We start from the raw sequence: 16197 nt of genomic DNA on the forward strand, positions 1-16197 counted from the left end.
TTCACTAAAAGAAAGTAGGAACTTATGTGAGCTATCTTCTCAATAATCCGTTTTTCGGGATCGGACTGTCGATCTTGGTGTATGGGATTGGCGAGTATTTATATCACAAAACAAATCGCTTTGTGTTATTCCAACCGTTATTTTTTGGAATGCTGCTCGGGATTGGTTTATTGGTATTGATTGCGTCGATTCTAAAGGCACCCGTGCAAAAAGTTTATGAAGCGTACCAGGTTGGTGGCGACTGGTTATTCTGGTTTGTGGCGCCCGCCACCGTCTCGTTTGCGGTGCCACTATATAAGCGTAATGATATCTTTAAGAAACATTGGGATGTCATTGTGATTGCGTTAGCGATTGGGTTAGGGCTGTCATTATTTGGTATCTATGGGATTTCACGGTTGCTCGGTCTGACGGATGCAGCGTTAGGTGCCATGTTAGTACAAGCAGCAACGACAGCAATTGCTTTACCGGTGGCTGAGTCGGTGGGTGGCGATCAAGCCATTGCGGCGTTCGCAGTCATTCTGAATTCAGTTTTGATTTACGCGTTAGGCGACCATTTTATTCGCTGGTTCAAATTGCACAAGAATCCGCTCGGTGCCGGGTTAGGATTCGGAATTGCCGGTAATGCGGTTGGTGCCACTAAAGCGATTGAAGTGAGCGAGGCTGCGGGCGCAACTGGTGCAATCGCCTTTGTGATTGCCGGTATTCTTGTTAATTTTATGGTTCCAGGGTTTGCGCAGTTGATTGGTTTAGGTTAGATGGTCCGGGAGGGATTCGATGAAAAAAGGCGCGTTTATTACACAAATTGTGATTTATGGTTTGATTTTATTGGCTAGTAGTTTAATTGCTAATTTAGTCAATAAGATTTGGCCCGCATTCCCAATGCCGACACCGTTGATTGGGATGATTCTACTATACTTGCTGTTAACGTTTAAAGTGGTCAAACTTGAGCAGGTGGCGGGTGTTAGCAACTTTTTCGTCCAATTTATCAGCTTGATTTTCATTCCATCAGGGATCGCGTTAGTAACTAAGTTAGACGTGTTAAAGGCAGAAGGCGTTCAGATTGTGATCGTCATTATTGTTTCGACACTAATGTTGTTGCTTTTTACAGCGGGAATCGCGTGGGTTTTAATTCAAGTCAAGGAATGGTTCATTGCTCGTCGAACGAACAGCAATGTTGAGTTGGAAGAAGATTAAATCTTGGTGGCACATAATTTACTCGTGAGTAGATTGGGTACCAGTTGGATCTAATCGAAACAGGCAGTTGTTGAACCGCTTGTTTTGGCTATTACAAGATAATAGCAGGCCGTTGTGGGGATTGCATACCCATGACGGCTTTTTTAGACGGCAATAAAAAAGCCACCACATCAGCGGATGTAGTGGTCAAGGAGTAGGAAACATCAAAGTGGGGGCTTTGATGAACCCCATTCATCAGACTTGGGGGAGTCTATGAATGAAAGTGATTATTAGCTGCATTATGGCAGCAACGCACTAATAATCGAAAAAACTAAAGAATATTAAGGATTGACAGTCAGTTGGTCACTTTCTATCAATCTGCGACTATTATAATTGCAAAAGTTATTGGCTGCAACTAATTGAGCTGATTAATTAGTTTAAAGTAACGCGGGGCTGGAAATCAGCCGCAAATAAGCCCATGTGATAGAGGTCGATTCGTTGCCCATCACGCTTGATAGCACGCTTATTGGTGCCCTCAAATTCAAAACCACTATTCTGGTAAACAGCGATAGCGGCGGGGTTTGTTGCGATGACGTCCAAACAGACTTTGTAAAGATTCAATTCGTTAAAAGCGTAGTTCAAAATCAAGCTGAGTGTCTCGGTACCATAACCATGGCCGCGTTCGTCGGGATCACCGATTGCGATGGCTAATTGGGCAACCTGGTTATGCCATTCGATATTGAATAGGGTGACAAAGCCTAATAAGTGGTCGTCTTCTAAACTATGAACGTGAAAGTAGTATTCGGTATTCCGATCAAGGTTACGGTAAGTTCGTTCGAGTTCTTCACCGGTCAGTGGTCGGGCGGCAGCCGTATCCATTTTACGAACAAAATCGGCGTCAGTGTACCAGTCACTGATCTCATCAAAATCTTCTGGCTGGGGAACAGCAAGGGCCACATGGGGCCCGACAAACATATTTTTCAAAATAATCCCTCACTCGTATGATGTTATTAAAGCTTATCTTCATGGTGGCGGCAAAAGGTGGGCTTGTCAACCAAAAATTATGAGATTACGCGTCAGACTAGCTAGCTCAGTATGAAACACGGGTGGCATGTGCCAAGTGCTGATGTCAAGAACAACTAGCTCTGGGGGACGGCGAAATAAGATGCGGATATACTGAAGACTTACAGTAAAGCCGTTGGGCACGTGCTGCCGATAATGTGGTTTCAGTATAATGAGGGCAATACGGGTGATGGCTGAACTATTGGTGAAAGGTGTTGCTGTGGGGGCACTTTTCAATGGTGCGTAAAGAGAGGTTAGCACAAACTTTACAGTTACTTTATATGAAGATTGGTAAAACTTTACGTTAGCTCGCTATATTAGAGATAACCATCTGGTGATTAAAGTATGAGAGGGAGGATCGAATTGCGTCCTTTACAAGTTATTCAGATTTCTGATCTACATTTAACCCCCCGCGGCCAAGTACCGGCACATGGTCAGCAGTACGATCCCTGGGGCAAGCTTGCCAATATTATTGATGATATTCGGCGATTACCAACCATGCCAGATTTGATTGTTTTTACCGGGGACTTGATTCATGACGGTAGCGCTGACGATTATCAGCGGCTGCACGCAATCATCCATACGATGGAAGCTGAATTTGATTGTCATGTTCGAGTTATCCTTGGAAACCATGATCGGCGAGCGGCGTTTTACGAAGGGTATTTGCCGGCTGACCCGGGACCATACTACGCGAGTCGCATGCGGATTGGCAACAACGACTTTTATTTTTTGGATTCAAAGGTTAGCGGTTATGAGGCAGGCTGGTTGGCACCACAACAGCTACAATGGTTGGGAAAACATCTACGACAGGCACCGACAAAGCGGGCTTTTCTATTTTTGCATCACCCCCTAGATGGGCCGACGATGACAAATATGCACTATGCGATTTTACAAAATACGCCGGCGCTGTTATCGGTGCTTCGGGGACATAATTTAGGCGGCGTATTCTCTGGTCACGTTCACTTTGTTTCAAGTTATTTGATTGGAGATAATATTCTGAATGTGGTGGCCGGTTCTGCGGCCTATGCGATCGATTGCCATGATCCACATCATCATTATGTTCATGAGGGCAGTAGTTACCAAATCATTACAATCGATCGAGGACAGGTCGGTGTGACAACGCGCCAGTTACTGCATGGGAAAGCGGTTATTGATGAATTGACGATCCCAGACACTAAGTTTGTCGGGCGAGCCCCACAAGGGTATGAATCAAGATAGCGCTTTCTTAATTAACAAGGTATAATGTTGGTAATAATTAAGGGAGGCGTCAATATGGGACTATTTCGTCATCACAATCAAATGCCACCACGGATCAAACGTAAATTAAAGCAACGGTTGTTACCCGTTGCCGCCATGGAGATTACCGCAACCACAATTGTGGTTGCGGATGTCTTGACGGCGAAGTCATTTCGCCGAGGACATCGACTTGGCTGGTTGTTATTAGCCTTTGTACAACCATTTGGACCGTGGCTCTATTTTGCGTTTGGACAGGAACGTTAGGGTAATTAGTAAATTAAAGTGGGGTTAAGTTCGGGTGAAAGCTCGGACTTTTTTACGTTGATGGGCGTTTTTTGCACGTTTATGAATGTTTTTTTGAATGCAATCATAAGCGTGTATAATAAAAGTGTATATAAAGATACCTATAATTTGAAATTATTATGGTAATCCGAATCATATAGAGGGGGACTTTATTAATGCAGCGAGAATCAGAATTACGACAACAAGCTCAAGAGGCTATTAAGGGACTAATCGTCCGGTTAAGTGGGTGGTCTGATCAGTCGGGGGACTTATTGGATATTATTGATGTATTAATGCAGGTCGATAAAAAAATTACTACGACTAAGAACCCAGAAGCCTTAGTCAATCGCCTAGTAAACTATATTCGTAGTGTAGCCATTAAGGGACGGTTACACTTTCCAGATGAAGAAGAAAAGCTAATGATCGACTTAGGAATAATCGGGCAAAAGGCCGGATTGAACGGGGCCTATATGGCTGATTTCTCTGACAAGTCACAGTTCTATGGCATGCTGGAAGAAGTCCCACAACATTAATACCGGCCAGGGGGTTGAGGGCTACCGGTCGTGTAATTGCTGATTGGTATTCCGAAAGCGTCCTCCGATTGTGATGCTGATTAAAGCGTAAGTAAAATCAGCTTATCGTATAAATTAAAAGGAACACTTCAGGCTGTGATAGTCCGCTTAAGGTTGACAGGGACTAATACAGGAAAACTGAAAGTGTTCCTTTTGTTTTAGGATAACCAGCGCGCTAAATAGCCGGTTGCCATTGAACTGGTTCTATTCACTGTGCGTCAATTTCAATCGCTTTAAATCAGCTGTTTTAGTTACATTGAGTAGTTTCTGGCAGTCTGGGCATAATCCATAGACTTCCATATTGTGACCCGTAACCAAGTACCCAGAGAGTTCCGCCGCCTTGGCTTCGACACTGCGGAGGTCGGGTTCGAAAACGTCAGTAATTTTACCACAATTCTCACAAACGACGTGATAATGTGGTCGTCCGAAAAAGTCATAGTGGGTGCCAGCATCGCCATTTTGTAATTCAATTACGATTCCTAAGTCGACAAAAAGTTTTAACGTATTGTAAACCGTTGCCAAGCTCAGGTTAGGTAATTGAGTTGCTAATTCCTGATAGATGGTTTCGACGGATGGATGATTATGGTGAGTAATCAAATAATTAAGAATGATTTGCCGTTGCGGCGTTACACGGATTTTATGGTCCTTTAATTGCTGCAAGGCTTGGGTCAACATATCTTCTGCCACGACGCGGTTCCTCCTTTTATCATATTCACCCTTATTAAACCACACTTTTTAGAAGGATTCCAATTTAGAAACATTACTAGATGAAACTTTTGACAAAATTAATTAACGAAATAGCTGAAAAGGCTTTACTGGGGCTGAGGACGTGAGTAAACTAACGATAATTAAGTGAATGTGGATAGAGGTGGTAAAATGACGCAATTAATTGTACCAGCATTACCGGTTGAGCGGGTCCAATACGAACGCGCATATGTACTTGGCCTTGAAGCAATGATGAAAGTTATCCGGCAACTTACGACTACGGAAAAAGGACGGCAGGTACCCACTAATCAGTTCCCAGTATTTGCGGCGAGCTATGATGTTCCCCAAGCGTTGGCACAAGTTGCAGTCCTAAAAGCCGCTACTACTCGGTTGAAGGTTCGACCGATTCAGTTGACCGTGACCCGGCAGTGCGTGACGTTACGATTCCAATTACAAGCATCCGCTGGACAACCAGTCTGGGTGCCGTCCGCCGGGGCACTATGGCGCCTATATGATGGCTTTTTAAGTAATTTAGTTGGGAGCCCTTTCCAACACCTAGCAAATATTCAGATTGGCTTACAGCGCGTTATTGGACCACTGACAGTGACTACGCCAATACGCCCTAGTTTTCAAAATTATGATGTTCGACTGACCCCAAGTGGGCAAACTGGTTGCCTAGTGAAAATTCACAAAGCACCAGCAATATTGGCACGACGGGCACCGATATACCAGTTAAGTCATTACTCGGAAACGATTCGGCCGGATGACTAGTCGTCATTAGCTGGATGATTCTAAATAATCCATAATCACACTGATAGCCAGATTAACGGCGGCCATAAAAAATCCCAAGCTCATTTAGCTTGGGATTTTTTGTGGCCGGTATTTAAGGCCTATCAATTGACTTAATTATGCTTGGTGGCGCAACGTCACATTATCAGTTGTGGCTACTTGAGCATCTGCTTGTGCCCACACTAGCAGTTGAGCTTGAATGTTTTCCAGGATTTTCATGGATAACTGGTAGTCACGTTCGGACCCGGTGCTATTGAAGCTCAATGTACAGGTTCCGGCAAACGTGCTGGCGGCAATTTCCATAACGGGTGAGCACTGGAAGGCACCCGAGAAGACGCAATTGACGACCGTCAAGTCATGAAATTTAAGCCGTTCCTGGTCGACGACACCAAAGTTGGTATACCGGAGCGCAGGCTGTGGTAACCAGCGTTTGGTCATTTTACGCATGACCGTGATTGGCATTGTATGGTTCATTTTCTGTAAATTGCTAAGTCGATAAAGGAAGGCGACCCGCGTACGCTCGACCGTTAACAAGTCGTGGACTTGATTGACGAGCTCACTAAAAGGTGCATCAATATCTACCTTGATTGTCAGAAAAACATTGACGGTTAAATTAGCGATTTGGGTGACGTTCGCATCTTCAGTCGTGAAGCGGCGCAGGTCGATTGGGCACGGCAATGTCACGGTTGTATGACCAGTTAAAACTTGGAGTGCTTTAGCGTATGCCGCCAAAATGGCCTCGCTAATACCGACGTCTTGGGCCTTAGCCATTCGTCGGACGCGCATGAATTGCGTGCTACTGAGCATTACGTGACCACCGTGCCGCAAGTTAATTCCCGGATAATGGGGTAGTTTAACCATACCGGTAACAATGGGTGCATGACCGTGTGGCCGTGCAAATTGACGTTGCAACTTAGTGATAACTGGGCGTAGTCGCCGTTCATTATGCAAATTCGTGAGATCGGCATAATTGTAGGCTTGTGCGAGCAGGTACAGATATTCTTTAAACCCACGATTGTCCGTTAGTAGGTGGCTCATAAAGGCTTGTAAGACATCGTAGTCACCGTGATGAATGACAAATAACCGTAGTTGCGGACTATTCGTAAAATCAAAATCAGTGTTTTCAGGACTATACGGGCTTTGAACTTCCTGAATAACTTGGTTGACTGGTTGATCAGTAACAACGAAACGATTACGGTCAGCTTGATAATGACCGAAAATCTCGGGTACGATTTGTGCGGAAGCGAGCACGGCAGCCTTTAAGCGTTCCACGTCGATCTGACTGGAAAAAACGATTCGCGAACGCATTAATGGCGCGGCACCTGTAGTATGTAGCATATTCAAAAAGTCAAGTGCTTCACCACGATAATACACGATTAACCCCCCAATCAATTTCTCTAATCAATAGTATAGCAGACTCTATTCATCACACTAACAATGGACGTTTGGTTTTGAAAAAAGTTAAGAAACATTTGTGAAAGTTTATTAATCCTGTGATGGCGATAAAGCACTGCCTCGATTATTATGTCTGGTAGTTATTTCGATGAGCAAGCAATAATCAGGCCCGCTAATGAATGTCTCACCTCGTTTAAAATTAGACTTAAGATAATGGCAGTTACGCGGATGGGGGACTGGAATTGCTAAACTGACTGAATATTCAGCAGTTAAGATTAAAATTTTGATGAAAGCAGCTGGTTTTTTGTAACCGGTTCCGACTATTTGCCAAAAAAGGGGTATACTAAAAGTAATTACAACTTAAAGGAGTTTTTCACACGATGAAGATTATCGCACTCGTCGGTAGCATTCGACGTTCCTCATATAATCGTAAGTTAGCAACGTTTGTTCAGAAACGGTATGCCGATCAACTGGATGTCACGATTCCTAACTTGGGCGCGTTGTCTTTTTATGATCAGGATATCGAGCTAGAAGCCCCCGCGGAGGTGCAAGCCTTTAAGCAGACGGTCATGGACGCGGATGGCGTCATTTTTGTGACACCGGAATATAACCATAGTGTTCCAGGTGTCTTGGAAAATGCGATTGATTGGCTATCGCGTGTTGAACGACCGTTAATTGGGAAACCAGCTATGATTTTAGGGGCCACAATGGGACCCTTGGGGACAGTGCGAGCGCAGAGTCATTTACGGCAAGTTTTAGATTCACCCGGAGTTGGGATGCAGATTCTGCCTGGAAATGAATTCTTGTTGAGCGCGGTGCAGGACAAGATGAATGCCGATGGGGACCTTACGGACAATAAGGTCGTTGAGTGGTTAGACCATTGTGTGGCTGACTACCTTAAGTTTGCTCACCAGTTAGCCGCAAACGACTAATTCGGATAAAATAATTGATAAGGGGAAGTTTCAAATGAACAAAGAACGTAAGTTGATTTATGTTATTTTGAATGACGAAGATGTGGAATATGATCTTGAAGAATTACCAGATCAATATGTGGTCTATATTCGCCAACAAGCTGGGGATTCACGCGACTTGTCGTTAGTTAATACTGAGATTCAGAACCTGTTTAAGGATGCCGAATTGGACTTTGAAGAAAAGATCAAGCCTGAAAATCGGAAGGCTGACATTGTGCTAGCTGTTAAGCGCAGTACGGTGGTAGATGACTAATAAACAAGCGTAAACAATAGTTGTAGCGGATTGATGTTTTGCCGTTACGACTATTTTTTTGTAAGATCAAATTATTGGTCTCAACATTAATCAATTCATGTGAGGAGGGCTAACAATGACCATTGAGACACTGTATCAGCAGATGTTAGCTGCCATGGGGCCCCGGCACTGGCTCCAAGCCGGAATCCCACCTGCCGAGACGCCTTGGGAGATTCTCTGGGGCGGTATTCTCGTTCAGAATACCAACTGGCGCAACGTGGATTACGCACTGGCTAATTTAAAAGCAGCCACTGACTTTGAGCCTCGGCAGTTACTAGCATTGACTGATACTGAACTGACGACTTTAGTCAAACCTGCGGGCTTCTATACGCGCAAAGTTCCAACTTTAAAAGCCTTAGCAGCGTGGTGTGGACAGTATGATTTTGACTTGACCGTGATGCGAGCCTTGCCAGCAGAACAATTGCGGCGTGAACTAATCGCCCTGCGCGGTATTGGCGATGAAACGGCTGACTACTTTAGCATGTACGTTTTTCATCAGCCAACGATCATTATTGACACGTATTTGCGGCGCCTATTCGGCTGGCTTAACCAACCGTTACCGAGCAACTACTTAAAGGCCCAACAACTGATTATGCAGGCGTGGCATTATGATTTAACGACGGCTTGGGAGTGGCACGCACTGATTGTTGATTTCGGTAAACAGGTCAAAACGACGGCTGATTTCGAACGGTCCTTTCTTGCAACGCAAAGATTAACACTTGCTTCACAAAGTTTGGCAAACTAATTAAATAAGTTCCTAAATTCAAGTGAACCGCCTTAATTTAATCGGGTTTTATTGACCGACTTAATAGGGGCGGCTATTATTATGTTTATAAAAGAAAGCGCTTTTATGGTTAAGGGCGTTACTTGATTAGTTAGGAGGGCCTGACAGTTGGTCACTGGATGGATTGGCAATTATTAGTGATTTTATAACAACCAGTGTCCGAAATTAGTTTGTTAACAACGCGATTATTGATTAGTCAAAGGGGGAGAATCGCTATGAAGCAAGTGCATTTATTAACGCCAGTTGCAGGACAGTTAGTGCCACTCGAATCGGTTCACGATCCGGTGTTTTCACAAGGGATGATGGGGCAAGGATTTGGTATTGAACCGACAGATGGACAGGTCGTTGCACCAATCAGTGGTAAAGTAACGATGGTTGCAGCGAGTCTGCACGCGATTGGCTTTACGGGGAACAATGGTCTGGAAGTGTTGGTTCATCTTGGTATCGATACGGTCGAACTAGCAGATCGGCCACCGTTTAAAGTTAACGTGCAAGTTGGTGATACGGTCGAGGCCGGCGAAAAAGTGGCCGTGATGGATTTAGCGGCGATTACTAGTGCGAACAAGGATACCACGGTAATCATGGCCGTAACGAATACGGCGGATATGGTTACCAAACTAACGCCCGAACTGGGTGAAGTCCGTGCCGGGGTCGTCGGTGCTGTTGTTGAATTGAAAGAACACGTTGCCGAAGCATCGGTGGTTAAGGGTAAGGGCGGCAAGTACGATGAATTGGCGACTCAAATCATTGCTCAAGTTGGTGGACCGGTAAATGTGAAAAGCGTGATTCACTGCATTACCCGGGTTCGATTTTACTTAAAGGACGAAGGGCAGGCCAATGACGAGGTAATCCGAAACCTAAAGGGCGTTATCGATGTTGCAAAGGCAGGTGGTCAGTACCAGGTGGTGATTGGGCCAGCGGTGACCGACGTGTATGATGCAATCGTGGGTCAACTAGGCGCAGGCTTTGGGGATGCTGACGCTTCGGCTGTTGCGATGGAGAAGGAAGCGAACCGGGTAGCGTGGCAGAAAATGACGCCGTGGCAGAAGGTCAAACACGGTTTTAGCAGCTTGATTGGTATTATTACGGGATCCATGATTCCAGTGATTGGGTTGTTGGCAGCTTCTGGGATCTTAAAGGGGATTTTGTCGTTACTAAAGAACTTCAACCTCGTCTCTGCGACAACGCCGACCTACGTGATTATTAATGCGATGGGTGATTCCGTCTTCTACTTCTTACCGATATTTGTTGGTTTCACCGCAGCCAAGAAGTTAGGGGCTGATCCGGTTATCATGGGAATTATTGGTGGGGTCTTAACATACCCAGCAATTGTTAGTATGGCAACAACCGGAAAGGTTACGGGTCACTTATTGGGAATGGCAATCAATGCGAACTTCTTTGGCATTCCGGTTCACGTTGCCTCCTATACCTACTCGATTTTCCCGATGATTGCGGGGGCGTGGTTAGCAAGTAAGTTGGAACCATGGCTCAAGCGGGTCATCCCAACAGTCTTACGGATGATCTTCGTACCGTTGTTTGAAGTTGTGATTATTTCTGGAGCCATCATTATCATCCTCGGGCCAATCATTACAGCTTTGTCTGGCGCATTGGCTGCAGGAATTGTGGCGATTTACAAACTCAGTCCAGCCATCTCTGGCTTAATTATCGGTGGCTTCTACCAAGTATTAGTTATCTTCGGGTTACACTGGGCGATTATTCCAATTGTTGTCAACGATATTACGACAACTGGGCACAGTTACTTGAATGCCATTGTTTCTGCAACGATGGTTGCCCAAGGTGGCGCGGTCTTAGCAATTGCGCTGAAGTCTAAGTTTGCTAATATTAAAGAGCTCGCTTGGCCAGCAACGATCTCAGCCTTCTGTGGGGTCACTGAACCTGCAATGTACGGGATCAATCTGAAATACGGCCGGGCATTTATTACTGCAAGTATCGGTGGTGCTGTCGGCGGTTTCTTGACCGGACTGTTTAACGTTAACATGTGGGGCTTCGCCGGATCATTGATCGGTGTGACCTCCTTCATCAATCCTAAGGGGCTTGATTTTAGTTTCTACGGTTTCTTGATTGCCTCTGCTATCGACTTGATTGTCGCCTTTACGTTAACGTGGATGTTTGGCTTTTCCGATAATGATGTCAAAAACGTTAAGAAGGCGCCTGAAAAGAAGCACCTTGGTCAACAGGTTGCAAATTAGGGCTTAACTATTTTTAGAAAAGCATTTCTTAGGGCTGCTCTTGTAATGAGGGTAGCCCTTTCTGTGTATTTAATTTTAACGATGTAGCGACGAAATGTTTCCGAATTAATGGCGGCAATGGGTGACGTTAATATCATAAGCGGCCGCTTTATTTGACAAATATATCGATATTTAGTTAAATGTAACTAATAAAGTTACATGAAAGGGCGAGTTAAATTGAAATATGCGATTACAGGTGCCACTGGTCATTTAGGACAACAGATTGTTGCCGCGATGAGACCGTTAGTCGCCACCACTGAATTATATTTAGGGGTCCATACACTCAGTAAGGCCCAGGTATACCAACAACAAGGTTTGCATGTTGCGGCTATTGATTACCAGCAGCCAGAGCAGTTACGCGCATTTTTCCAAGACAGTGATGTCCTGATCTATATTCCTAGTAAGAGTCATGATAGTTATTCGCGGGTCCAAGAATTTGAGAACGTCTTAGCAGCAGTCCAACAGGCGAATGTGCATCATTTCCTAGTCATGGGTTTCATTGCCGATCAGGTGAATAATCCATTTGAATTATCAGCATTTTATGGTTACGTGCCCCGGCGATTAGCTGGAAGTGATATTAACTATACGATTGTCCGGAATGCGCTTTACGCGGATCCGTTAGTGCCATATTTGCCAGAATTAATTGAACGGCACAACGTCGTTTATCCAATGGCTGATCAGGCTCTCAGCTTCATCAGTCAGGCAGATAGTGCGGCCGCTTTTGCTAAAGTCGCCACAACGCCTGATTTATTACAACGTGGTCGAATCTATACGTTAACACAGTCCCGAGCTTACACGATGCCGGAACTCGCTACTGTGCTTAGTCAGGTGAGCGGGCAACCAATCGGGTATCGACCAGTGTCCTTGCAAGCCTTCAGCGATATGTACAATCAGAATGGTGAGGGGCCAATGTTGGCCTCGATGTATGCCGGTGGCGCCCGCGGACTATTAGCCACAGTAAGTGATGATTATCAGCTGATTATGGATCGTCCCGCCCAGTCATTGCTGGATTACTTACAAACAAATTATCAGAAAAGTTAATTAATCACGGAAAATTCCAAGCGAGTTAATGGTCGCGACGAAATTCCATGCTATAATTTATATCAATAGCAACTTTGGAAAGGAGTCGCCAGTATGACTAACGGGACGCGTGCAGATTTACGTGAGCTTTTTCATAAAGGACAATTAACTATTGGCATTAGTGAACTAAGCAGAATGACTGGTGTCTCGCCACGACAACTACGGTATTGGCAAAAAAAGGGGTACATTATTCCTAAGAACGAGGATGAGCCGGGCCAGGCTCGCGTGTATACAATGAAAATGGTTATCAAGGCAGCCGCGATGAGTAATTTATTGCAGACTGGTTATACCTTGAAGGCGGCGGCCGCTCAGGTGGATGAGCGGATGCGACCAGCCCAAACAATCTATCATCTGCTTGCCGATCGTTACCAAGGATATGAAGTGGCGGATAATGGTCAGATTCTTGTCGACTTGGGGCCATTTGATCCTCAGCCTGACCAGGAACTATTTGTCAAACTCGTGGGGGATAAAGTTAAGTTTGAATTGAAGGATAATTCGAGACCAGATAGTTAGGCACCATTTGATAATGAGAGTTAATACTAGACTGTTCTGAGGAATATTGTAATTGGATAGTCTTAGCAGCGTGATTTCAGGATAATGAAATCACGCTGCTTTTTTATGATTGATATCAATAGTTAATTAATTCAGTAAATGATTTGTCTTCCTGTAAGATAACGCGCAAAATCGGGGTAATATTAGTCACAATAGGATTCGAGATTAAACTTCTAAAGCAATCTTCAAGTATATGGCCGACAGCACAAAGAATAATAACTTATGAAAGGTACACTAGCTACAAGTGTACTTTTATGAGCTTAAATAATGTATACGGTTACATTATCATATGAATTGTAAAAGTTAGGGAGTGATAAATTTGGCGCCGAATAGTTCACCAGCAACTCTTACACGAATGATTATTGAGTTGATATTGTCAAAAAGGATAGTTCACTATCAAGATATTATGGAGTATACGGGCACATCTCGTAAGACGATTGCTAAGTATCTGAATGAGGTGGAAAAGGTAGTCAACCAACAAGGTGTACACCTTGTTAGGAAAAGAGGACAGGGTATTCGTTTTAGTGGTAATACGAAGGGACTGTTGGCTGAGTTTCCGATACTGAAGGATAATAGCCAAAGTGAGCAAGAACGCAGAATTAGCATTATGACATTCTTGACACAGCAATCTAAACCAGTGTTATTAGATGATATTGCTGACCACTTCTTTATTAGTCGTAGTACGTTGGAACGTGATTTAAATGTTTTAAAAATGGATTATGGGTTGAAGCTGACGGCCACTACAGAAGGTGTTAAATTCAATAGTTCGGAGAGTGATGTTCGTCGAGTGATTGGTCAGCTATTACAGTCATATTGGGGACAAGAGATTAAGCAAAATCAACAGACTGGCAAAATGACACGCACATTTAAAGTGCCGCAGTCCCTGAAACGATATGTCAATAAACAAACCTTAAATCAGATGCAAAAAGTCCTGAATAAATTTGTGAAGATTTTAAAAGTTGATGTAAATGAATATCAATATGAGTCTTTACTGATCCATACAACTATTGCGATTCAGCGAATTAAGAATGGCGAGTTTATTACTCAAACGACGACACAGAATTTTGACACTATGGCAATATCTCCGAGTACCAACAAATTAGTTAAAATGCTTATCGTGGCCTTTAAGTGTGAAATTCCCGATGAAGAAATTGCTTATTTAAATATGCATGTCGCGGCCATTGAGGATGGGTACATTGATCTGGATAGAAGCGGCTTAGTTGAACGAACGATAGTCGACTGGCTACGTAGCGTGCTAACGGATTATGATAATCAGTTATTACGTAATCTAACGCTACACTTACGTCCGGCGCTGGTTCGCATTAAAAATGGCATTAGTATTACGAATCCGTATTGTAATCAAGTTAAAACGTATTTTCCCGTCGCTTTTGATCAAGCACTAGCATTAGCGATGGCGATTGAAAAGCAATACCATTTACAGCTAACTGAGGATGAAATTGCATACTTAGCACTGCACTTTGAATCGTTCATTGAGCGCCGAAAGGTCTTAAAACCAGATGTTGAGCTTGCAATTGTATGTAGCACTGGTTATGGTACGGCGGAGTTACTAAAGCAACGTGTCATGGACAAACTACCGGATGTTCAGATTGTTGGCACTTTGTCTGTGAATGAGTTGATGACTTCAACAGTGACTGCAGACATTATTATTTCGACTATCCCGTTAAAGATGAGCGGTACGAGGGTTATTCAAGTCAGTCCGTTTTTGAATGACCAAGAACTCAGCTTATTGGAAAAGTTAAGTCAAGATATTCGTCAAGAAAAGTATACGCGGAACGCATTTGTTAAATTATTAAGTCCAAACGGTATTATTACAAATTCAAAGGCAACTGAAAAAAAGATGGCGATTATTCAACTAACTGATCGGCTAGAAAAGTATGGGTATGTTGATAATCAAATGCAAAATTCAGCGTTAGCACGTGAACAAGTTGCATCCACCATTATCGATAAATTTGCAATTCCCCATGGTGATATCGACCATGTTTTGCAACCAACGATTGGAATCATGACGTCGAAAAAGGGAATTAAATGGGATCACGAAAATGTCCATATTGTATTTTTCGTAGCCCTGAATCGCACGGTTGAAACACAAATGGATGATATTTACAGTTATTTCTATAATTTGATTCAAGATGGGCAGCGAATGACGGCCTTAATAAAGGCTCAAAATGCTCAAGAAATTATTGATACATTAGCACAGCAGTGAAGGGGAAATGCAAATATGACAGAAATTTTTAAACAGAAGTATATTTTTTTAAAAGAACATTTTAGAACACGTGAGGATGTTTTTAGCTTTATTGCACATAAAGCAATTGAACTTGGCTTTGCAGATAACGAAGATGCAGTTTTGAAAGCGCTGTATCAACGAGAAAAAGAAGCTTCAACAGGAATGCAGGACGGTATAGCGATTCCTCATGCAATCTCAGAATATCTGCGGCAACCTGCTGTACTATTCATTCGCTCTACAACAAGCATTCAAGATTGGCCGACATTTGATGACCAACCAGTTAATCAGGTAATTGCTATGCTAGTTCCAAAAAATAGTGAGCAGGCACACTTACAGATTCTAGCTAACTTTGCGAGTGCATTAGTGGATGACCGTGAGCGTCAAGCATTACTTGAAAGTCAAACAGTTCAGGATGTTTACACTGTATTAACCAATAGTTCGGAAAAAATTTTATAAAAAGAGGATGACTGATATGGATTTTGTTGCAATTACATCATGCCCAGCAGGGTTAGCACATACACCAATGGCGGCGAAAGCGCTAGAAAAAGCAGCGCAGGAACTAGGTTTACAAGCTAAAGTAGAACAACAGGGTGCAATGGGACTTAAAAATGAAATTACAGTTGAAGAGGCGAAAAGCGCAAAGTTTTTATTGATTGGTTCGGATCAAAAAATTGAAAAGATGGATCGATTTGAAGGGATTCCAGCAGTTCGAGTTGATATTAATATGTGTATTAAAAAGCCGAAAGCTGTTATTGATAAGGTCAGCAAAGCGGTTGCTGCTCGTGTTAAATAAAATGAACTTAATGAAGA

18 protein-coding genes are annotated in these 16197 nt (G+C 43.5%); 15 read left to right on the top strand and 3 right to left on the bottom strand.

The window, feature by feature from the left end:
• Positions 1-26: 26 nt before the first annotated feature.
• Together MZO41_RS11180 and MZO41_RS11185 are read left to right on the top strand one after the other, a co-directional pair.
• Positions 27-755, top strand: a complete 729-nt coding sequence (locus MZO41_RS11180) for an LrgB family protein (protein WP_003642478.1) — start codon at positions 27-29, stop codon at positions 753-755.
• 19 nt (positions 756-774) lie between these two features.
• Complete coding sequence (locus tag MZO41_RS11185) at positions 775-1194, top strand: CidA/LrgA family protein (RefSeq protein WP_003642477.1); 420 nt, start codon at positions 775-777, stop codon at positions 1192-1194.
• Between the two features lie 411 nt (positions 1195-1605).
• Here MZO41_RS11185 and MZO41_RS11190 read toward each other — a convergent pair whose 3' ends face one another.
• Entirely contained in the window at positions 1606-2148 is a 543-nt protein-coding gene (locus MZO41_RS11190; protein WP_003642476.1) for a GNAT family N-acetyltransferase, read from the bottom strand.
• A 432-nt stretch (positions 2149-2580) separates the two neighbouring features.
• On the opposite strand from MZO41_RS11190, the gene MZO41_RS11195 reads away from it, so the two are divergent.
• From MZO41_RS11195 to MZO41_RS11205, 3 genes are all read left to right on the top strand, one after another.
• Positions 2581-3453, top strand: coding sequence for a metallophosphoesterase family protein (locus tag MZO41_RS11195; protein WP_003642475.1), 873 nt, complete (start codon positions 2581-2583; stop codon positions 3451-3453).
• A 54-nt stretch (positions 3454-3507) separates the two neighbouring features.
• Positions 3508-3735 (top strand): PLDc N-terminal domain-containing protein, encoded by a 228-nt coding sequence (locus MZO41_RS11200; RefSeq protein WP_003643468.1) that lies wholly within the window; start codon positions 3508-3510, stop codon positions 3733-3735.
• A 194-nt stretch (positions 3736-3929) separates the two neighbouring features.
• Positions 3930-4286: a bacteriocin immunity protein gene (locus MZO41_RS11205; RefSeq protein ID WP_003642473.1), complete on the top strand. Its 357-nt coding sequence runs from the start codon at positions 3930-3932 to the stop codon at positions 4284-4286.
• A 243-nt stretch (positions 4287-4529) separates the two neighbouring features.
• Here MZO41_RS11205 and MZO41_RS11210 read toward each other — a convergent pair whose 3' ends face one another.
• Positions 4530-5012 carry a Fur family transcriptional regulator gene (locus tag MZO41_RS11210; protein WP_003643467.1) on the bottom strand — a complete coding sequence of 161 codons (483 nt, stop codon included), beginning with the start codon at positions 5010-5012 and terminating at the stop codon, positions 4530-4532.
• A 189-nt stretch (positions 5013-5201) separates the two neighbouring features.
• On the opposite strand from MZO41_RS11210, the gene MZO41_RS11215 reads away from it, so the two are divergent.
• Positions 5202-5801 carry a hypothetical protein gene (locus MZO41_RS11215; RefSeq protein WP_021356276.1) on the top strand — a complete coding sequence of 200 codons (600 nt, stop codon included), beginning with the start codon at positions 5202-5204 and terminating at the stop codon, positions 5799-5801.
• Between the two features lie 135 nt (positions 5802-5936).
• Here MZO41_RS11215 and MZO41_RS11220 read toward each other — a convergent pair whose 3' ends face one another.
• The gene (locus tag MZO41_RS11220; protein ID WP_003642470.1) at positions 5937-7211 is read right to left on the bottom strand and encodes a hypothetical protein; all 1275 of its coding nucleotides are present in this window, start codon (positions 7209-7211) and stop codon (positions 5937-5939) included.
• A gap of 383 nt (positions 7212-7594) precedes the next feature.
• Between MZO41_RS11220 and MZO41_RS11225 the strand changes: the two genes are divergently transcribed.
• The 9 genes from MZO41_RS11225 to MZO41_RS11265 all read left to right on the top strand — a co-directional run bounded on the left by MZO41_RS11225 (position 7595) and on the right by MZO41_RS11265 (position 16180).
• Positions 7595-8146, top strand: a complete 552-nt coding sequence (locus MZO41_RS11225) for an NADPH-dependent FMN reductase (protein WP_058906764.1) — start codon at positions 7595-7597, stop codon at positions 8144-8146.
• A gap of 34 nt (positions 8147-8180) precedes the next feature.
• Complete coding sequence (locus MZO41_RS11230) at positions 8181-8438, top strand: hypothetical protein (RefSeq protein WP_003642468.1); 258 nt, start codon at positions 8181-8183, stop codon at positions 8436-8438.
• Positions 8439-8553: 115 nt separating this feature from the next.
• Positions 8554-9222, top strand: a complete 669-nt coding sequence (locus tag MZO41_RS11235; RefSeq protein ID WP_003642467.1) for an endonuclease III domain-containing protein — start codon at positions 8554-8556, stop codon at positions 9220-9222.
• Between the two features lie 254 nt (positions 9223-9476).
• The gene (locus MZO41_RS11240; protein WP_003642466.1) at positions 9477-11471 is read left to right on the top strand and encodes a PTS sugar transporter subunit IIABC; all 1995 of its coding nucleotides are present in this window, start codon (positions 9477-9479) and stop codon (positions 11469-11471) included.
• A gap of 198 nt (positions 11472-11669) precedes the next feature.
• Positions 11670-12551: an SDR family oxidoreductase gene (locus MZO41_RS11245; protein WP_022638194.1), complete on the top strand. Its 882-nt coding sequence runs from the start codon at positions 11670-11672 to the stop codon at positions 12549-12551.
• A gap of 93 nt (positions 12552-12644) precedes the next feature.
• Positions 12645-13103, top strand: a complete 459-nt coding sequence (locus MZO41_RS11250) for a MerR family transcriptional regulator (protein WP_003642464.1) — start codon at positions 12645-12647, stop codon at positions 13101-13103.
• 646 nt (positions 13104-13749) lie between these two features.
• The gene (locus MZO41_RS11255) at positions 13750-15366 is read left to right on the top strand and encodes a BglG family transcription antiterminator (RefSeq protein WP_003643464.1); all 1617 of its coding nucleotides are present in this window, start codon (positions 13750-13752) and stop codon (positions 15364-15366) included.
• 15 nt (positions 15367-15381) lie between these two features.
• On the top strand, positions 15382-15843 hold the full coding sequence (locus MZO41_RS11260) for a PTS sugar transporter subunit IIA (RefSeq protein ID WP_003643463.1): 462 nt from the start codon (positions 15382-15384) through the stop codon (positions 15841-15843).
• A 16-nt stretch (positions 15844-15859) separates the two neighbouring features.
• Entirely contained in the window at positions 15860-16180 is a 321-nt protein-coding gene (locus MZO41_RS11265) for a PTS fructose transporter subunit IIB (protein WP_003642461.1), read from the top strand.
• The last annotated feature ends 17 nt before the right edge of the window (positions 16181-16197 follow it).

The sequence above is a fragment of the Lactiplantibacillus sp. C232 genome, assembly GCF_023806725.1.
GTDB lineage: Bacteria > Bacillota > Bacilli > Lactobacillales > Lactobacillaceae > Lactiplantibacillus > Lactiplantibacillus plantarum.

Excerpts from the sequence above, each read along its gene's own strand:
- MZO41_RS11185 (WP_003642477.1), top strand. The coding sequence starts at position 775 with ATGAAAAAAGGCGCGTTTATTACACAAATTGTGATTTATGGTTTGATT.
- MZO41_RS11190 (WP_003642476.1), bottom strand. The coding sequence starts at position 2,148 with ATGTTTGTCGGGCCCCATGTGGCCCTTGCTGTTCCCCAGCCAGAAGAT.
- MZO41_RS11195 (WP_003642475.1), top strand. The coding sequence starts at position 2,581 with ATGAGAGGGAGGATCGAATTGCGTCCTTTACAAGTTATTCAGATTTCT.
- MZO41_RS11200 (WP_003643468.1), top strand. The coding sequence starts at position 3,508 with ATGGGACTATTTCGTCATCACAATCAAATGCCACCACGGATCAAACGT.
- MZO41_RS11205 (WP_003642473.1), top strand. The coding sequence starts at position 3,930 with ATGCAGCGAGAATCAGAATTACGACAACAAGCTCAAGAGGCTATTAAG.
- MZO41_RS11215 (WP_021356276.1), top strand. The coding sequence starts at position 5,202 with ATGACGCAATTAATTGTACCAGCATTACCGGTTGAGCGGGTCCAATAC.
- MZO41_RS11225 (WP_058906764.1), top strand. The coding sequence starts at position 7,595 with ATGAAGATTATCGCACTCGTCGGTAGCATTCGACGTTCCTCATATAAT.
- MZO41_RS11230 (WP_003642468.1), top strand. The coding sequence starts at position 8,181 with ATGAACAAAGAACGTAAGTTGATTTATGTTATTTTGAATGACGAAGAT.
- MZO41_RS11235 (WP_003642467.1), top strand. The coding sequence starts at position 8,554 with ATGACCATTGAGACACTGTATCAGCAGATGTTAGCTGCCATGGGGCCC.
- MZO41_RS11240 (WP_003642466.1), top strand. The coding sequence starts at position 9,477 with ATGAAGCAAGTGCATTTATTAACGCCAGTTGCAGGACAGTTAGTGCCA.
- MZO41_RS11245 (WP_022638194.1), top strand. The coding sequence starts at position 11,670 with ATGAAAGGGCGAGTTAAATTGAAATATGCGATTACAGGTGCCACTGGT.
- MZO41_RS11250 (WP_003642464.1), top strand. The coding sequence starts at position 12,645 with ATGACTAACGGGACGCGTGCAGATTTACGTGAGCTTTTTCATAAAGGA.
- MZO41_RS11255 (WP_003643464.1), top strand. The coding sequence starts at position 13,750 with ATGACATTCTTGACACAGCAATCTAAACCAGTGTTATTAGATGATATT.
- MZO41_RS11260 (WP_003643463.1), top strand. The coding sequence starts at position 15,382 with ATGACAGAAATTTTTAAACAGAAGTATATTTTTTTAAAAGAACATTTT.
- MZO41_RS11265 (WP_003642461.1), top strand. The coding sequence starts at position 15,860 with ATGGATTTTGTTGCAATTACATCATGCCCAGCAGGGTTAGCACATACA.